The following is a 17,497-nucleotide window of genomic DNA, read 5'->3' on the forward strand; positions in this document are numbered from 1 at the left end:
TCTCGAATAGCTCGCATGAAGGCTGCCGGGTCGCGCGTGCGCGGTCCGGCAGCTGTCTTATGGGGAAGACGTTTTTGGAGGAGACATGCGCAAGAAGGAGCTCAAGCTGGTGGCCACCTTCCACACCACGGCCGACGCCATGGCGGCGGAGCAGGCGTGCGCCGCGGGCGGGGTTCCCGGCCGGCTGATCCCGGTGCCGCGCACGCTCTCCGCGGGCTGCGGCATCGCGTGGTGCTCGCCGGTCGGGGAGCGCGAGCGCCTGGTGGCCGCGCTCGACGGCGACGGCGTGGAGTACGAGCAGATCGCCGAGGTGCCGGTGTAGGCGCCTCGCGCCGCTCGCGCCCGGGCGGGCGGTGCCGACGGCGCGCTGCCGCGTTCGCTATTCGGGGCCCTCGCCCGTCATGGGGATGGGCTTGCCCGGTGCGCGCAGGCTCGTGAGCGCCGTGTAGTCGACCGCCGCCGACGAGGGTTTGAGCTCGCCGGGCGCGAACCAGTCGAGCGCGCAGTCGATCCACGCGTTCCAGAACGGCCACTCGTGGCCGCCGATCTCGGGCTCCCAGTAGGTGACGTCGAAGCCGGCGCTACGCAGCAACTCCATGACGTCGCGGTTGGCCTGGCAGAGGTTGTCGGCCTCGCCGCAGGCGCCGTAGAAGCGCGGCTTGGGGAGCTCGGGGTCGCGCCGGAACCGGTCAACGAGCGCGACGTAGTCCTTCTCGGACCCGATCACCGTGTCGAGGTCGCCGAAGAAGCGCTCGTAGTACTTGCGCTTGCGCGGCGAGTGCGAGTCGACGGCCTCGAGGATGCGGTCGCGCATGAACGCGCCGGAGAGCATGATGATGCTGCCGAAGCGGTCGGGCCTGAGCATCCCGTTGACGAGCGCGGTGTAGGCGCCGATCGAGATGCCGGCGAGCGCGGTGTCCTCGCGCTTGCGCGACAGCGGCAGCAGGTGGCGCGTCACGTCGACGAGCTCCTCGCTGATGAACTTGCCGTGCCACTCGTTGATCTCGGGCTTGTTGAGGTAGAGCCCATCCTCGCCCGAGGGCATGATGACCGCGACGTCGCGCGCCTCGGCGGTCTCGACCACATGGGTCTTGTCGATCCAGTCCACATCCTGGCCGAAGAGCCCGTGCAGCAGGTACACGGTGCGATACGGCCCCTGGCGGCGCTTCGCGCGCTTCTCGCCGTCCATCTTGTCCACCGGCACGACCGCGGTGAGGATGACGTTGCGCTTGAGGTAGTTGGAGTAGAAGTCGACTCTCAGCAGTGCCATGCGATCCTCCTTATGGGGCGGGCGGCCCCGCCCTGCCGTCTCGGGCTAGCGGATGGGCAGCCAGTCGAGCGCCCGCTTGAGGGCGACGTTCCAGAACTCCCAGTCGTGCCCGCCCGGGAACTCCTCCTGGGTCACGTCGATCCCGGTGCCGCGCAGGCGGTCGGCGAGCAGGCGGTTGGGCTGCGCGAGCGGGTCGTCCGTGCCCCAGGCCATGTACACGCGCGGGCGCGGGCGGTCGCAGTAGACGATGTCGGCCGCCAGGCGCCGCGGGTCCTTGTCGCTGTCGGGCACCTGGTCGAGCGGACCGAAGGCCGCCTCGAGGAAGGGGCGGCTCAAGAAGAAGAGGTCGTCGGTGACGATGCTCTCGATGTCGTTCACGACCATCGCCGACGAGAGCGCGACGATCGCCCCGAAGCCCTCGGCGTACTTGAAGCCGTTGCGCAAGGCACCGTACGCGCCCATCGAGATGCCGCCGATGAAGGTGTCCTCGCGGCGGCCGGAGAGCGGGAACATGCGGCGGCACACCTCGACGAGCTCCTGGCCCACGAAGCGGGCGTAGTAGTTGTGCGCGTCGGGCTGGTCGAGGTAGAAGGCGTTGTAACCCGAGGGCATCACGACGGCGATGCCGAGGCTCTCGGCCCAGGAGCGGATGCGCGTCTCGGACACGAAGTCGCGGTGGTTGCCCGACATGCCATGCAGCAGGTAGAGCGTCTTGAACGGCGCCTTGCGCGGGGTGTAGGGCGTGCGCTCCCAGGCGGCGGGGTCGGTGCGCCTGAGCGCATCGAGGCCGAGCGCCTCGCCGTGGTCGTCGATGGGCAGGATCACGTCGAGCGTGGTCGTGCGCATGAGGGAGGGGGAGTAGTAGTCGACGCTTAAGCGTGCCATATGGACTCCAATCGCGCCGGGGCGCGGCGGTTGACGGGATATGCGATAACGTCAGTATAGCAAGCGCGACGCGGGGAGGGGCGATCCCCACCCCAATGTCTCCAGGACTTAGAAAATCTTATATAGAGAGACTTAGATTCTGGTATAAGACCCGCCTAATCGGTAACAATAGGCTCGAACGATCGAGTGCCGCCCCGTAGGGCGGTGGCGGCCGGCGCACGTCGCACTGGGCCGCCGACCAAGAGAGGTGATTCGCATGAGAATCGACAAGTTGGCTGTGACCTCGCGCGAGGCGCTGCAGGCCGCCATCGGCATCGCCGGCGACGCCGAGGCCGGCGCGGTCGAGCCAATCCATCTGCTCGCGGCGCTGCTCACCGGCGGCGAGCGCAACATCTCCGTCATCGTCGAGCGCATCGGCGCCGATCCCGCCGCGCTCTCCCGCGCCGCGCAGGAGGCCATCGACCGCGCGCCCAAGGTGACGGGCGACAGCACCCAGATGGGGCTCTCGCGCGACATGGTGCGCGTGCTCGAGCGCGCCGAGAAGCACGCCTCGAAGATGGGGGACAGCTTCGTGGTGACCGAGCACCTGCTCATGGCGCTCGCCGAGGACAAGGGCGACGCCGGCCGCGTGCTCAAGGACGCCGGCGTGACGCGCGAGCGCATCGAGGAGGTCTACAGCGAACTCCGCGGCGACGACCGCGTGACGACCGAGGACGGCAAGACGCAGTTCGAGGCGCTCGAGCAGTACGGCCGCAACGTCTGCGACCTCGCGCGCGCCGGCGAGCTCGACCCGGTGATCGGCCGAGCCGAGGAGATCCGCCGCACCATCCAGGTCCTCTCGCGCCGCACCAAGAACAACCCGGTGCTCATCGGCGAGCCCGGCGTGGGCAAGACCGCCATCGTCGAGGGCATCGCCCAGCGCATCGTCGCGGGCGACGTGCCGAGCACCCTGCGCGACAAGGACCTCATCGAGCTCGACATGAGCGCGCTCGTCGCGGGCGCCAAGTACCGCGGCGAGTTCGAGGACCGTCTCAAGGCCGTGCTCAAGGAGGTCGAGAAAGCCGAGGGCCGCATCATCCTGTTCATCGACGAGCTCCACACCATCGTGGGTGCGGGCGCGAGCGAGGGCTCGATGGACGCCGGCAACATCCTGAAGCCGGCGCTCGCCCGCGGCGACCTGCATGCCATCGGCGCGACCACGCTCGACGAGTACCGCAAGTACATCGAGAAGGACGCCGCGCTCGCCCGCCGCTTCCAGACCGTCTTCGTCTCCGAGCCGAGCGTGGAGGACACCATCTCCATCCTGCGCGGCCTCAAGGAGAAGTACGAGATCTTCCACGGCGTGCACATCACCGACGGCGCGCTCGTGGCGGCGGCCGACCTCTCGGACCGCTACATCGCCGACCGCTTCCTGCCCGACAAGGCCATCGACCTCGTCGACGAGGCGGCGAGCCGCCTGCGCATGGAGCTCGACTCCATGCCGGCCGAGATCGACGCCACCGAGCGCCAGCTCACCCAGATGCAGATCGAGGAGCAGGCGCTCATGAAGGAGGACGACGACGCCTCGCGCGAGCGCCTCGACGCCCTGCGCCAGGAGATCGCCGAGGTCCAGGAGAAGCTCAATGTGCAGAAGGCCGGCTGGCTCAACCAGAAGAACGCCATCGACCATGTGCAGGAGCTTAAAGGCAGGCTCGACGAGGCCCGCGGCGAGCTCGAGCGCGTGACGCGCGAGGGCGACTTCGCGCGCGCCGGCGAGCTGCGCTACTCGGTCATCCCCGGCCTCGAGCAGGAGATGTCCGCGGCCGAGCAGGAGGTCGAGGCGCAGAAGCAGGGCGGCGCGGGCCTGAACGAGCAGGTCACCTCAGACGAGATCGCCGAGGTCGTGAGCGCGTGGACGGGCGTGCCGGTCTCCAAGATGATGCAGGGCGAGCTCGAGAAGCTCCAGCATCTGGAGGACGAGCTGCACAAGCGCGTCATCGGCCAGGACGAGGCCGTGCGCGCGGTCGCCGCGGCGGTGCGCCGCAGCCGCGCGGGCCTCTCGGACCCGGACCAGCCCATCGGCAGCTTCTTCTTCCTGGGACCCACGGGCGTGGGCAAGACCGAGCTCGCCAAGGCGCTCGCCGAGTGCCTGTTCGACGACGAGCGCGCGCTCGTGCGCATCGATATGTCCGAGTACATGGAGAAGTTCAGCGTCCAGCGCCTCATCGGCGCCCCTCCGGGATACGTGGGCTACGACGAGGGCGGCCAGCTCACCGAGGCTGTGCGCCGGCGCCCCTACAGCGTCATCCTGCTCGACGAGATGGAGAAGGCGCACCCGGATGTGTTCAACGTGCTGCTCCAGGTGCTCGATGACGGGCGCCTCACGGACGGCCAGGGCCGCCAGGTGAGCTTCAAGAACACGATCATCATCATGACGTCGAACGTGGGCTCGAGCGCGATCGCCGAGCACGCCGGCACGGATGACGAGGCCTTGAAGCGCGAGGTCGACGAGGCCATGCGCCAGACCTTCCGGCCGGAGTTCCTCAACCGTATCGACGAGATCGTGGTCTTCCACCCGCTCGGCATGGACGAGATCGGGCGCATCGTGGACATCCAGCTCGAGCACGTGCGCCAGCGCCTGGCCGAGCGCCGCATGACGCTCGAGGTCACGCCGACGGCCAAGCAGATGCTCGCGGTGGGCGGCCTCGACCCGGTCTACGGCGCACGTCCCCTGAAGCGCCTCATCCAGAGCGAGGTCGTGGACTGCATCGCGCGCGCGATCATCGACGGCACCGTGCGCGAGGGCGACCAGGTGACGGTCGACGCCGACCTGGACGGCGGTTTCTTCGTGGTGCCGGAGGGCACGGGTCCCGCACAGACCTACGAAGTGCCGGAGGCATAGCAGGGCCCATTCTGGGACGGGGTCGTTTTGGCCCCTTGGCCCCGTTTGGCCCCCGATCCGACGTGTTGGCTCCTGCAGGATGGCTGTCCGCATTGCGCGTAACAAGAACAAACGAGGTGGAGCGGTTTTCGCCTAGCGGCGGGGCCGCTCCACTTTTAATCGCAGGCAAGAGCTCATACGTAAGAGCAGGGCTTACTATAACGAGCGGCGAAAGCCATTTTGCATGCTATCTCGATCGAGGTCGATGATATACAGCATATTGCTCGCGGCACGAAAACGGCCTTGAGAGGTGCTCTCAAGGCCGTTCGTTATGCGCGCAGGTTTTCGGACTCATATGTTACGAAGGGCGGACGGGCTGCGCTTGTCCGTGCATGGCGCAAAACGACCCCGTCCCAAAATGGCCCATCTTACGCCGCTTCCTCCACCGAGAGGTCGGCGCGGGCCATGGCCTTCTCGAAGTCGCTTGTGCCCTTAAAGACTTCCTGCTTGTAGGGGTTCACGCCGAGCTTCTTTGCACGGTACACGATGTAGGCAAGCGCTGCGACGTTCGCCACGAGCGCCAGCACCGAGACCACACGGTTCACAGTGGGGTCGTTCACGGAGTTCGTGGAGAACACGCTGTAGTCCTGAAACATGGGGAATACCTGGGCAAACATGCACCACAAGGCAAGGGTGTTCGCACGGTTTTGGATCCAGCCGCCCTTGTTCCAGAAGAAGTTCGCCACGGTGGGGGCGAGCAGCAGCGCCAGGCCGCAGTACCAGGCGTGCGTGGGCAGGCAGTTGTAGGTGTAGCAGAAGTTCCACAGGTCGTAGGCGACAATGAACACCCAGGTCATGTCCGGCCAGAGCATGTCATCGCGCTTCTTGGACACGTAGATGCCCCACCAACCCGTCATGCAGAAGATGTTCAGGATGCCGGCGATGCCGTTGAACACGTTGTGCCAGCCGCCCATGAGGGTGACGCCCTCGCTCGAGACCCAGGTGGTGTCCCACGCGCGAATGGCGCTCTCGAAGTCGCTCACCACGGCGATGAGGATGTTGATGGCCACGATCACAAACGGATACGCCTTGAACCAATGGCTTTTACCGATGGAGCCCCAGCGATACTTGAGCACCATGAAGCCGATGCAGCCGGCCGTCGCCGCATAGAGCTTGGCATAGTGGAACCAGCTGTTCATGTACACGTACGTGGGGTTGTTGAGCGCCCATTCCATGCCCATGCCTGCGCAGATGTAGATGGCGGCAAAGTACGCGGTGAGCGCGCCCGGCAGGATGAGGAAGCAGAAGATGCCGCCCGCCTTGGAGCGACGCGCGACCTCGTTTGCAAGGATGAGGCAGACGAATACCGCCACCCATCCAATCCATTGGTATGCGGCGGTAGCGCCGTACACATCGAATAACATGGACCCTCCGATCTTGTAGCCCAACAAAAGCAGACATCGTAAGTTTTAGAGAATGTTGACGAATCGTCAATAGTATAATTGACGAACCGTCAACGGAGGCAAGGCGAACGGTCGCCGAACGTCCCGCGTGCGCTGGCTGCGAGCTGCGGCGCGTGTGGTATGTTCGTGCGACGGGCGGCGTGAGGCTAGAGCACGCACCCGCCCAAGCGCCTGAAGGAAGGAGAGCGACGCATGGCAGACGTGCGCATCATCGAGGTCAAAGAGAGCGTCTTTGCCGACAACGACCGTAAGGCGGCGGAGCTGCGCGCTCGCAACAAGGAGCGCGGGACGTTTCTGCTCAACCTTATGTCGAGCCCCGGCTCAGGCAAGACCACGACGCTCAAGCGCACCATCGGGGCGCTCGGCAACAGCCTGCGCATCGCGGTGATGGAGGCCGATATCGATTCCGATGTCGACGCGCGCGCCATCGCCCAAGCAGGCGCCACGTCGGTCCAGGTGCACACGGGCGGCATGTGCCACCTCGACGCCTATATGACCGCCGAGGGTTTGCAGGCGCTTGAGGACGAGGCGGGCGAGCCCGTCGACTTGGCGATCCTCGAGAACGTGGGCAATCTGGTGTGCCCGGCGGAGTTCGACACGGGCGCCTCGGCAAACGTCATGATCCTCTCGGCGCCCGAGGGCGACGACAAACCGCTCAAGTACCCGCTCATGTTCTCGATCTGCGATGTGGTGCTCATCAACAAGATCGACGCGCTGCCGGTGTTCGACGATTTCTCGCTCGAGCGCGCGGAGCGAAACATCCACATGCGCAACCCGGAAGCGCTGGTGATTCCCATGAGCGCGAAGACGGGGGAGGGGATCGACGCGTGGGCTGCGTGGCTGCGCGATGCCGTTGCCGCGTGGAAGAGCGAGGCGTAGCGAATGCATGTAGGCTGGGGTCGCGTTTCGTCTGGCTTGGCGCCCAGCTCAAAGCGATACACGGTAGGTTGGAGCAAGGTGCGGCGGCGCGCCGCAGGTAGGGGAGGATCCATGGATATCAACGGACCCGGTCTTTCGTACAGCGAGCCCGATATCGGGGCGGAGTTTGTTCCGCCGCTGCCGGAGCATCCGCGCGAGAAGATCGTGCAGCTGTGCCGCCATCTCACGAACCGCACGCTCGGCAAGGGCAACCTGCTGGCGTACGAGTACTGGGCGTTTGAGGGCGTCACTACCGACGAGATGGCCGACTTGCTCCTCAAGCTCAAGGTGCGCAAGCCCTATACGTTCGAGGAAGCGCAGAAGGCAACCGGCATGCCGGCGGACAAGCTCCAGCCGCTCCTCGACGAGATGTCGATGATCGGCCTGCTTGAGTACAACTGGGAGAATCCCACGCGCACCAAGCAGTGGGTGAGTCCCATCTTGGTGCCCGGTTCGGCCGAGTTCCTCAACATGCGCTGGACGCAGATGAACGAGCACCCCGCCACGGCGAAGTTCTTCGAGCAGGCGTCGAAGGGGCCGCTTTCGCGCATTACGCCGATGGTCCCGCCCGGTGGCGCGGGCATTGGCATGCACGTGATCCCCGTGGAGCGCGCCATCGAGATGGAGAACCAGTCCGTCTCGATCGAGCACATCAGCCACTGGCTCGACAAGTACGAGGGCAAGTTCGCAGCGAGCCCCTGCAGCTGCCGCATGAGCCGCTCTGTGCTGGGCGAGGCTTGCGGCGACGACCCGGCGGATTGGTGCATCGCCGTGGGCGACATGGCTGACTATGTGGTAGAGACCGACAAGGGCGGCCGCTACATCACGCGCGAGGAGGCGCTCGACATCCTGCAGCGCGCCGAGGACAACGGCTTTGTGCACCAGATCACCAACATCGACGGCGAGAACAAGATCTTCGCCATCTGCAACTGCAACGTGAACGTGTGCTACGCCCTGCGCACGTCGCAGCTGTTCAACACGCCGAATCTCTCGCGCTCTGCCTACGTGGCGCGCACCGAGGCAGACAAGTGCGTGGCCTGCGGCCGCTGCGTTGAAGTGTGCCCGGCGGGTGCCGTGAAGCTGGGGCAGAAGCTCTGCCTGGCCGATGGCTCGACCGTGGAGTACCCCAAGCAGGAGCTGCCCGACGCCGCGAGCTGGGGCCCGGAGAAGTGGTCGCCAGATTACCGCAACAAGAACCGCATCGAGACCTACGACACGGGCACCGCACCCTGCAAGACGGCCTGCCCGGCGCACATCGCGGTGCAGGGCTACCTCAAGCTCGCCTCGCAGGGTCGTTACACCGAGGCGCTCGCCCTCATCAAGCGCGAAAACCCGCTGCCGGCGGTGTGCGGCCGCATCTGCAACCGTCGCTGCGAGGACGCGTGCACGCGTGGTCGCGTGGACGCCGCCGTGGCAATCGACGAGGTGAAGAAGTTCATCGCCGACCGCGATCTGGATGCCTCGACCCGCTATATCCCGCCCGCGGTGGTGCCGCGTGTGCAAGGTGGTTTTGACGAGAAGATCGCCATCATCGGCGCCGGTCCCGCGGGCCTCTCTTGTGCGTTCTACCTGGCCGAGAAGGGCTACAAGCCCGTGGTCTTCGAGCGCCACGAGCGCCCGGGCGGCATGCTTACCTATGGCGTGCCTGCCTACAAGCTCTCGCGCGAGGTCATCCAGGCAGAGGTCGACGTGATCGAGGCCATGGGCGCCGAGTTCCGCTACGGCGTGGAGGTTGGGCGCGACGTGACCATCGCCCAGTTGCGCGAACAGGGCTTCAAGGCGTTCTACGTGGCGATTGGCTGCCAGGATGGTCGCCTGCCCGGCATTCCCGGCGAGGGTCTGCCCGGCGCGGAAACCGCCGTTTCGTTCTTGGAGCGCGTGTCGCGCGAGGTCGCGGACGGCGCGCTTGAGCAGCTTGATGGGCGCACCGTGGTGGTGGGCGGCGGTAATGTTGCCATCGACGCGGCCCGCACGGCGGCGCGCTTGGGTTCGCCGCACGTAGAGATGCTCTGCTTGGAGCAGGAGGACGAGATGCCGGCCACCGCGGAAGAGGTGCGCGAGGCCATCGAGGACGGCGTGCATATCTCCCACGGCTGGGGTCCGGTGGAGGTGCGTGCCGGCGAGGACGGCCGCGTGCACGAGGTCGTTTTCAAGCGCTGCACGCGCGTTTTTGATGAGGACGGCCGCTTTGCGCCTGTGTACGACGAGGCGGATACCTGCACCATCGCTGCCGACCGCGTGGTGTTCTCCATTGGCCAGGCCGTGCGCTGGGGTTCGCTGCTCGAGGGCACGGCGGTGGAGCTCGGGCGCGGTCAGGGCGCTATCGCCGACCCCAAGACGTACCAGACCGCCGAGCCCGACATCTTTGTGGGTGGCGACGTCTACACCGGTCCTAAGTTCGCCATCGACGCCATTGCCGCAGGTCACGAGGCCGCTATCTCGCTCCATCGCTACGTGCAGGGCGCCACGCTCACCATCGGCCGCAACCCGCGCGCCTACCGCGAGCTCGACCGCGAGAACGTCGATCCGGGCAGCTATGACACCACGGCGCGCCAAGAGCCGGCTGTGGCCGAGAGCCTCGGCCGCACGACCGCGCCGTTCAAGGAGTACGTGGCCACCTTTACCGAGGAGCAGGTGCGTGCCGAGACCGCGCGCTGCCTGGGCTGCGGTGCGAGCATCGTGGACGAAAACAAGTGCATAGGCTGCGGCCTGTGCACCACCAAGTGCGCGTTCGATGCGATTCACCTGCACCGTGAGCACCCCGAGGCCAGCACCATGATCAAGTACGAGGACAAGCTGCCCGCGATTGGCAAGTACGCGCTCAAACGCGCCATCAAGATCAAGTTCGGCGGCAAGAAGTAGAAGGTTTCGCCCGCGCCCCGTTTTTGAGGAAGGATTGCCGTGCACGAGCTGGGAATCGTGTTCTACATCATCCGCGACGTTGAAGAAGCGGTGCGCGATGCCGAGGTGAGCGCGGTGCAAAGCGTCACGCTCGAGCTTGGCGAGGTCTCGGGCGTGGTGCCGAGCTACCTGCAGCACGCATGGCGCTGGGCCGCCGATAAGCACGACCTGCTGCGCGACACTGAACTCGTCGTGGAGGATATCCCCGCCGTCACGCGGTGCAATGCTTGCGGGACCCGCTACGGCACCGTTGAGCACGGGCGGATCTGTCCGGAGTGCGGGAGCGAGGACACCGTGCTCGAGCAGGGGCAAGAGGTGATGATCAAAGAGGTCGCCGTGGTCTGACCTTGACTTGGGTGCCAGCCATCGGTTGCGCCTGACCAAGGCGGGTCGCGTGGCTCAAAGGCTAGCAGCCGCCCGCCGGGGTCGCGTATGCCAGGTGGGCATCGTCGATGTTCTCGAGCGTATTGCTCAGGAAGCGGCGTGCCCACCACTGCGCTGCGGGGAGGTTCTGGTCGAGGTAGTTGCCGCAGGCCTCGGGCGCTGCGCCGGGGATGTCTCCCTCGAAGCTGGCGATAAAGCGGAAGAGGCCCTGCAGGAGCGGAACTACGTCGCGCGATGTGTGCTCGCCAAAAACGACAAGGTAGAACCCCGTGCGACAGCCCATGGGGCCAAAGTAGACAACGCGGCTCGCCCAATCGGCATCGTTGCGCAGATAGGTTGCCCCAAGATGCTCGATGGTGTGAACCTCTGCAGTGTTCATGACGGGCTCGCGGTTGGGGGCGGTAAGGCGGATGTCGAAGGTCGTCACCGTCGCGCCGGTTGCGGGGTCGCGGTCGATGCGCGACACGTATACGCCGGGCTCGAGCGTGAGGTGGTCGACGGTAAAGCTGGCAATGGTCTCCATGGCGCTCCTTGCAACGGCGTGTGTTTGGGCATGTTTTGGATGGCGCGTGCGCACCTGGCGTTCGTTCGCTATTGTACATGGTGGGCGCCGATGCGCCTGCAGGCGAGATAGAAAAGCGAGGTACCGCCATGGGGCTGGATAGCAATAGCGAAGCAAAGACACACGTCGAGGCGGGGGTGCGCAGCGGGGCGGGTGGCCCGTCCAGCGGTGTGCGCTCGGCACGGAGCTCTGCGGGAGCGTCCGCACCGCGCGATCCGTTTATCCGTGCCGAGAACGAGGATGACGACGGTTACGACCCTTATTCGGACCGTCGTCCCGACCCGGAGCCGCTCTTCGAGCGCGATCCGTGGAGCTAGCGCTTGCCTGCGGCCGATTTTCCTTGGGGTTCTCTCAGCACGCCTGCTCTCTCCCATTATTTCTGAGTCGCTTGGAAAACTTCTGAGTTGGTCAGAAAAGTTCTGAGTCCTCTAGCGCCATTTCTTACAACGAAACATGTCGCTATACGACTCAGAAGTTAAGTTGCCTACTCAGAAGTTCAACGCGCGACTCAGAAGTTTGCAGCCCTGCTCAGAAGTTCGACGTGATGTTTAGAAGATTGCCCTAGCGGTCGAGCTCCGCGCGGCACATGCCGTCGAGGATGGCGACGGCGATCGCGAGGATGAGGGTGAGCAGCGCGACCGAGGGGATGCCCTGGCCCAGGCCGGCGACCACGATGGTCAGGATCGCGAAGATCGCGGTGATGATGGCGAAGAGCCGGTGGCTGCCCAGGCGGCTCGGGCGGTTGGCGCCGTGGATGCCCATGATCGCAGTGATGATCGTGAGCACGCCGCAGGCGCCGTAGAGGAAGTTGTCGGCGTACATGAGGATGACGCCGGCGATACCGGCCTCCTCCTCGGCGAGGGCGGTGCCGCTGCGGGCGATGACCGCGAGGAAGATCGCGCCGAGCGCGACGATGATCTGGATGAAGCTCAAGATCTTGAGCGACTTGCAGTTCTTGGACATGGATGCTCCTTGCAAACGGACGGTGCGCCTGGGCGCTGTCGTACAAACCACGCATTATGATACATGGTTTGAGCTGCGGCAAGGGCATGAAGCGCAGGTTGGCGCACAGCGCTGGGCACGCCTCCCGGCAGGGGGCGCGTCCTAGCGCGGCGGGCGGCGGTCCGAGAACTTCTCGGTATAGCCCTCGATATGGAGGGTGCAGGCGATGATGTCCTTGATCACGCTCTCGGACACGTCGCGGTGCGAGCGGATGAACAGGATGAGCCCGCTGATGAGCACGTAGAAGGTCTCGTAGACGTTGTCGATGAGCACCTCGTGGTGCGCGGCGAAATCGACCACGGTCGACTCGCACATGTAGCGCGCGCAGCGCTCGGCGACGCGGTCGACGAAGGCGGTGTAGAGCACGGCGTCGCCGCCCGCCGTGATGGAGCCCGAGATGCCGGGCATCTCGAGGACGAGCGACTTGAGCAGCGCCGAGATGCTGTCGAGCGCGCCCTCGATGTCGCCGAAGACGCGGCTCTCGTTCCAGGAGCGCAGCCGGGCGATGAACATGTCGATGGTGTAGTCGAGCGCGGCCTCGAGCGCGACGGTCTTGTTGGGGAAGTAGTGGTAGAACAGAGAGCGCGTGCAGCCCACGCGCTTGGTCACGGCGGAGATGGAGAGCTTGCCGATGCCCTCCTCCGAGCAGACGTCGACCACCGCCTGCAGGATCTCGTTGCGGCGGGCGTCGTAGCTGCAGCGCGCGGCGCGCTGGACATGCGGTTCGTTCGAGGTTGCCACAGCTCATCGATCCTTTCCGGTCCGGGGACCGAACGGGGGCGTGCACCTTAGTTTCCGTCATTGTTGACGCGGCGTCAACGTATGGCGCGCAGCGGATGCAGCCGGTCGCACGCGCCCCGCAGCCGCCCGGCCGCGCCCGCAGCCGGTTGCCCGCACGCCGCAGCCGGTCGCCGCGCCCCGCGGGCGGGCGTCCGCTCGCCGTCCGCGTGGGCCGAACGGCAGCGCCGCCGCGGTGCCTATAATGGGTGCAGACAGCAAGGGGGGCATGGGCGCTCGCCGTGCCATGCCATCGGGAGAGAGGGGCAGCCGCATGGATGCAAGGCTGGAACCGCTGTTCACGCCATGGAAGATCGGCTCGTGCACCATCAAGAACCGCGTCGTGCTCACGTCGATGGGCGGCACGGACCTCTTCGGCTGGATGGAGAAGAACCACTTCGACGAGGCGGGCGCCCGCTTCATCCTGGAGGTCGCGAAGAACAACGTCGGCCTCGTGCTGCCGGGCTGCCAGCCCGTCTACAACCCGATGTTCGGGCAGTGGCTCTACAAGAACCGGAAGATGTTCGATGACCTGGCGGCATGGATGCCCGAGCTCCACAAGACGGGCGCCAAGCTCTTCGTGCAGCTGACGGCCGGCTTCGGCAGGTCGTTCACCGTGAGCGCGATGATGGAGCAGCTCTACACCAACCCGGTGCTCCGGCGCCTCTCCAAGCCGTTCATGGACCTCGACAAGATCTGCGCCAGCGCGAGCCCGGCGCCCAACCGCTGGTCGGACAAGGTCCCCTCGCGCGAGATGACCGTGCCCGAGATCCACGAGATGGTCGAGGCCTTCGCCAAGTCGGCGAAGCTCTTGAAGGACGCCGGCGTCGATGGCGTCGAGGTGCACGCCGTGCACGAGGGCTACCTCCTCGACCAGTTCACGCTGCCCTACGTGAACCACCGCACCGACGCCTACGGCGGGTCGTTCGAGAACCGCTACCGCTTCGCCGTCGAGATCGTCGAGGCCATCAAGCGCCTGTGCGGCAAGGACTTCCCGGTCTCGCTGCGCTACAGCGTGGTCTCCAAGACCAAGGGCTTCCGCTCGGGCGCGCTGCCCGGCGAGGAGTACACCGAGGTCGGCCGCGACATGGAGGAGTCCGAGCGCGCCGCCCGCTACCTGCAGGACGCCGGCTACGACATGCTCAACTGCGACAACGGCACCTACGACGCGTGGTACTGGGCGCACCCGCCCATCTACATGCCCGAGAACTGCAACCTCGCCGACGTCGAGCACATCCGCGAGCACGTGGACATCCCCGTGGTCGCTGCGGGCAGGCTCGACCCCTTCGTCGCGGCGGACGCCATCGCGGCCGGCAAGCTCGACGGCGCCGGCTTCGCCCGGCAGTTCCTCGCCGACCAGGCGTGGGTCACCAAGCTCATCGAGGACCGTCCGGAGGATATCCGCCCGTGCATCCTCTGCCACAACGGCTGCTTCAACATGGCTCACTACAAGGGCGTCCCCAACGACCAGGAGCTTTTCGACAGCCTGCACCTGTCGCGCTGCGCGGTGAACGCGGAGACCATGCAGTGGGACAAGCACCGCATCGTGCCCGCCCGCGCGCCGCGGACGGTGCACATCGTGGGCGGCGGCATCGGCGGCATGGAGGCGGCGCGCGTGCTGGCGCTGCGCGGCCACCGTCCCGTCATCCACGAGAAGGCGGGCGAGCTCGGCGGCACGTTCATCGCGGCGAGCGCCGAGTCGTACAAGGGCAAGCTCCGCGACCTGCTGTCGTGGTACCGCCGGCAGATGGAGGCGCTCGGCGTCGAGGTGCGTCTGAACGACGAGGTCGCAGACGTCCACGCGCTCGGCGAGGGCCCCATCATCGTCGCGACGGGCGCCGTGCCCAAGGTGATGCGGAGCGTGCCGGGCCACGAGCGCATGGTCGAGGCCTGCGACTACCTGCGCGGCGCGCCCGTGGGCGAGACGGTCGCCGTGATCGGCGGCGGCCTCACGGGGTGCGAGATCGCCTACGAGCTCGCGCTCACCGGCAAGAAGCCGCTTATCGTCGAGATGAAGGACGACCTCATCGCCCAGACGGGCGTGTGCCTGGCAAACAGCTCCTACCTGCGCGAATGGTTCGCCCTGCACGAGGTCCCGGTCTACCTTGAGACCACGCTCGCCGAGGTCACGGAGGGAGGCATCGTGTGCCGCGCGAAGGACGGCTCCACGTTCGAGCTCGCCTGCGACACGGCGATCAGCTCGGTGGGCTACGACCCCGCGCCGCTCGCGCCCAAGGGCAAGGGCGTCTACCTGGTGGGCGACTGCGACCGGGTGGGCAACCTCCGGACGGTGATCTGGAGCGCCTACGAGGCGGCGATGCGCATCTAGGAAACGATGCCCCAGGTATCGAGACGAAGGAGAGGAGAGAGCATGCAGCATCACCTGCAGCTGACCGAGGAGCAGGAGGCGATCCTCGGCGGGAGCCGGGGCGAGACGCTCGCCCGCGTCATGGAGACGCTCGTGCGCTACGGCGAGATTTTCGGCGCGACGAAGATGGTGCCCGTCACCAGCACCTACAACCATCTGGTCACGTCGTTCGGCCTCAAGGCGCTGACGCCGGTCTACGAGCTCATGGACCAGCTCATCGAGGCGGGTGCCGTCTCCACGCAGCGGTTCTCGGCCGACCCGCGGCCGCTCGACCCCGCCGTGCCGAGCAACCTTTTGCAGGACATCGTCTTCAAGCACTTCATGTACTCCAAGCAGGACTTCTACGAGGGCCAGCTCCGCGAGCTCGGCCTCATGGACCCCGACGCGTTCACCTGCACCTGCTACATGGACGAGGTGGGCAACACGCCCCGCGCGGGCGAGGTGCTCAGCTGGTCGGAGTCCTCGGCGGTGGTCTATGCCAACTCGGTGCTCGGCGCGCGGTGCAACCGCAACTCGGGCATCATCGACCTGATGGGCTCCGTTGTGGGCTACGTGCCGTACTTCGGTCTGCTCACCGACGAGGGGCGCCAGGCCGACTGGATCGTCGAGATCAAGACCACCAAGAAGCCCGAGGCGCAGCTTCTGGGTTCGGCCATCGGCATGAAGGTCATGGAGGACGTGCCCTATATCGTGGGCCTCGACCGCTGGCTCGGCGAGCTTAACGAGGACGCGCGCACCTACCTCAAGGACTTCGGCGCGGCGACCGCATCGAACGGCGCGGTGGGCCTCTACCATGTCGAGGGCATCACGCCCGAGGCCGTCGAGCAGGGGCGCGACCTCGTGCGCGCGGGCGCCCGGACCTACGTGATCGACGACGCCGAGCTCGAGCGCGTCTACGACAGCTACCCCGTGGTGTGGAAGAACCCGGACGCGGCGCCCAAGCTCTGCTTCATGGGCTGCCCGCACATGAGCCTGAACCAACTCGTCTCGTGGACCGAGCGCATCGAGGCGGCGCTTGCGGCGGCCGGGCGCACGCGCGTCGCCGTGCCCACCGTGTTCACGGCGGCGCCCGCGGTCATCAAGCGCTTCGACGAGACGCCGCACGCGGCGCGCCTCAGGGCGGCGGGCGTGATCGTGTCCTATATCTGTCCGCTCATGTACATGAACAACCCGCTGTGCGCCAGCATGCCGGTCATCACGTCGAGCAACAAGCTGCGCACCTACACGACGGCGCGCTACTACACCGATGACGAGATCCTGGAGCAGATCACGGGAGGCGCCGCGTGCACGAAGGGAGGCGAGCGTTGATGCGTACGTTCACGGGACGGGTCATCTCCCCGGGCGAGGCGGTCGCCGAGGCCGTGGTGACGCACGGCGGCCTCAACACGCTGGCGTCGTTCCAGAAGGCGCTGCAGTTCGGCGACAAGAAGGCGACCTGCGGCGACCAGAACAACCCCGACCTCTATGGCAAGCAGATGGCCGGCCGGGCGCTCTGCCTGCCGCAGACCATCGGGTCCACGACGGGAGGGCTCGTGCTCTACTGCGCCTGCGCGATGAAGCGGCAGCCGGCGTGCATGCTGTTCTCGGAGCCGATCGACTCGCTCGCGGCGGCCGGCGCGGTCCTCGCCGACGTGTGGCTCGACGACGTGTCGATGCCGGTCGTCGATTCTCTGGGCGAGGAGTTCCTCGCCTACGTGCGAGACAGCATGAAGATCACCGTGCGCGACGGCGGCGTCGTGGAGGTGGCGTAGCGGCGGCTGCCGCGGCTCCTCAGCCGGGCGGTACCAGAACGGGCCGGGACGCGCGTGCATCCCGGCCCGTGTATCGTCTGGTGCCCCCGGGCGGATTCGAACCGTCGACACCCGCTTTAGGAGAGCGGTGCTCTATCCCCTGAGCTACGGAGGCATGTGAGAAAGTCTAGCACAAGTCGCCGTACGCCCGCCGGCACGATACGGCCCGCGCCGTCGCACATGCGATGACCCTTGATTATCAACTTTATCCGAACACCTCCCACATTCATCCGCACATGTGCGGATGAATGTGGGAACCCGATACCCTGAGGGCCGGATCGGCCGGCCCCGGGAGATCGGAGGACGGCATGTCCGGA

14 protein-coding genes and 1 tRNA gene are annotated in these 17,497 nt (G+C 66.4%); 8 read left to right on the plus strand and 7 right to left on the minus strand.

The features are described from left to right. Window positions 1–85 precede the first annotated feature (85 nt). Window positions 86–322 carry a putative Se/S carrier protein gene (locus FS885_RS08090; RefSeq protein WP_144744553.1) on the plus strand — a complete coding sequence of 79 codons (237 nt, stop codon included), beginning with the start codon at window positions 86–88 and terminating at the stop codon, window positions 320–322. 57 nt (window positions 323–379) lie between these two features. Here the strand turns inward: FS885_RS08090 and FS885_RS08095 are convergent, their stop codons facing one another. Both FS885_RS08095 and FS885_RS08100 read right to left on the minus strand, forming a co-directional pair. Further along, window positions 380–1,270, minus strand: coding sequence for an alpha/beta hydrolase (locus tag FS885_RS08095; protein ID WP_144744554.1), 891 nt, complete (start codon window positions 1,268–1,270; stop codon window positions 380–382). A gap of 45 nt (window positions 1,271–1,315) precedes the next feature. Further along, window positions 1,316–2,155, minus strand: coding sequence for an alpha/beta hydrolase (locus FS885_RS08100; protein ID WP_144744556.1), 840 nt, complete (start codon window positions 2,153–2,155; stop codon window positions 1,316–1,318). 256 nt (window positions 2,156–2,411) lie between these two features. Between FS885_RS08100 and clpB the strand changes: the two genes are divergently transcribed. Next, entirely contained in the window at window positions 2,412–5,036 is a 2,625-nt protein-coding gene (clpB, locus tag FS885_RS08105) for an ATP-dependent chaperone ClpB (RefSeq protein WP_144744557.1), read from the plus strand. 407 nt (window positions 5,037–5,443) lie between these two features. Here the strand turns inward: clpB and FS885_RS08110 are convergent, their stop codons facing one another. Beyond that, complete coding sequence (locus tag FS885_RS08110; protein WP_144744559.1) at window positions 5,444–6,439, minus strand: DUF5692 family protein; 996 nt, start codon at window positions 6,437–6,439, stop codon at window positions 5,444–5,446. Window positions 6,440–6,670: 231 nt separating this feature from the next. Here FS885_RS08110 and hypB point away from each other — a divergent pair, with 231 nt between their 5' ends. The 3 genes from hypB to FS885_RS08125 all read left to right on the plus strand — a co-directional run bounded on the left by hypB (window position 6,671) and on the right by FS885_RS08125 (window position 10,642). Next, entirely contained in the window at window positions 6,671–7,357 is a 687-nt protein-coding gene (gene hypB, locus FS885_RS08115) for a hydrogenase nickel incorporation protein HypB (RefSeq protein ID WP_144744560.1), read from the plus strand. A 111-nt stretch (window positions 7,358–7,468) separates the two neighbouring features. Next, window positions 7,469–10,258, plus strand: coding sequence for an FAD-dependent oxidoreductase (locus FS885_RS08120; protein ID WP_144744561.1), 2,790 nt, complete (start codon window positions 7,469–7,471; stop codon window positions 10,256–10,258). 39 nt (window positions 10,259–10,297) lie between these two features. Further along, window positions 10,298–10,642 carry a hydrogenase maturation nickel metallochaperone HypA gene (locus FS885_RS08125; protein ID WP_144744562.1) on the plus strand — a complete coding sequence of 115 codons (345 nt, stop codon included), beginning with the start codon at window positions 10,298–10,300 and terminating at the stop codon, window positions 10,640–10,642. 61 nt (window positions 10,643–10,703) lie between these two features. On the opposite strand, the gene FS885_RS08130 is transcribed toward FS885_RS08125, so the two are convergent. The 3 genes from FS885_RS08130 to FS885_RS08145 all read right to left on the minus strand — a co-directional run bounded on the left by FS885_RS08130 (window position 10,704) and on the right by FS885_RS08145 (window position 12,986). Further along, window positions 10,704–11,204, minus strand: a complete 501-nt coding sequence (locus FS885_RS08130; RefSeq protein WP_144744564.1) for an S-ribosylhomocysteine lyase — start codon at window positions 11,202–11,204, stop codon at window positions 10,704–10,706. A gap of 600 nt (window positions 11,205–11,804) precedes the next feature. After that, window positions 11,805–12,206, minus strand: a complete 402-nt coding sequence (locus FS885_RS08140; protein ID WP_144744566.1) for a hypothetical protein — start codon at window positions 12,204–12,206, stop codon at window positions 11,805–11,807. 141 nt (window positions 12,207–12,347) lie between these two features. After that, window positions 12,348–12,986: a TetR/AcrR family transcriptional regulator gene (locus FS885_RS08145; RefSeq protein ID WP_144744567.1), complete on the minus strand. Its 639-nt coding sequence runs from the start codon at window positions 12,984–12,986 to the stop codon at window positions 12,348–12,350. A gap of 310 nt (window positions 12,987–13,296) precedes the next feature. On the opposite strand from FS885_RS08145, the gene FS885_RS08150 reads away from it, so the two are divergent. The 3 genes from FS885_RS08150 to FS885_RS08160 are packed head-to-tail and all read left to right on the plus strand — an operon-like array spanning window position 13,297 to window position 17,141. Further along, a complete protein-coding gene (locus tag FS885_RS08150) occupies window positions 13,297–15,351 on the plus strand; it encodes an oxidoreductase (RefSeq protein ID WP_144744568.1) in 2,055 nt (684 codons plus the stop codon). A gap of 42 nt (window positions 15,352–15,393) precedes the next feature. Then, the gene (locus tag FS885_RS08155) at window positions 15,394–16,698 is read left to right on the plus strand and encodes an aconitase X (RefSeq protein WP_144744569.1); all 1,305 of its coding nucleotides are present in this window, start codon (window positions 15,394–15,396) and stop codon (window positions 16,696–16,698) included. Next, window positions 16,698–17,141: an aconitase X swivel domain-containing protein gene (locus FS885_RS08160; protein ID WP_144744570.1), complete on the plus strand. Its 444-nt coding sequence runs from the start codon at window positions 16,698–16,700 to the stop codon at window positions 17,139–17,141. The genes FS885_RS08155 and FS885_RS08160 overlap by 1 nt, the downstream gene beginning before the upstream one ends. A gap of 78 nt (window positions 17,142–17,219) precedes the next feature. Here FS885_RS08160 and FS885_RS08165 read toward each other — a convergent pair. Beyond that, window positions 17,220–17,295: transfer RNA gene (locus FS885_RS08165), tRNA-Arg, on the minus strand. Window positions 17,296–17,497 lie beyond the last annotated feature (202 nt).

Source organism: Enorma burkinafasonensis (assembly GCF_902150035.1).
In the GTDB taxonomy this organism is placed as follows: domain Bacteria; phylum Actinomycetota; class Coriobacteriia; order Coriobacteriales; family Coriobacteriaceae; genus Enorma; species Enorma burkinafasonensis.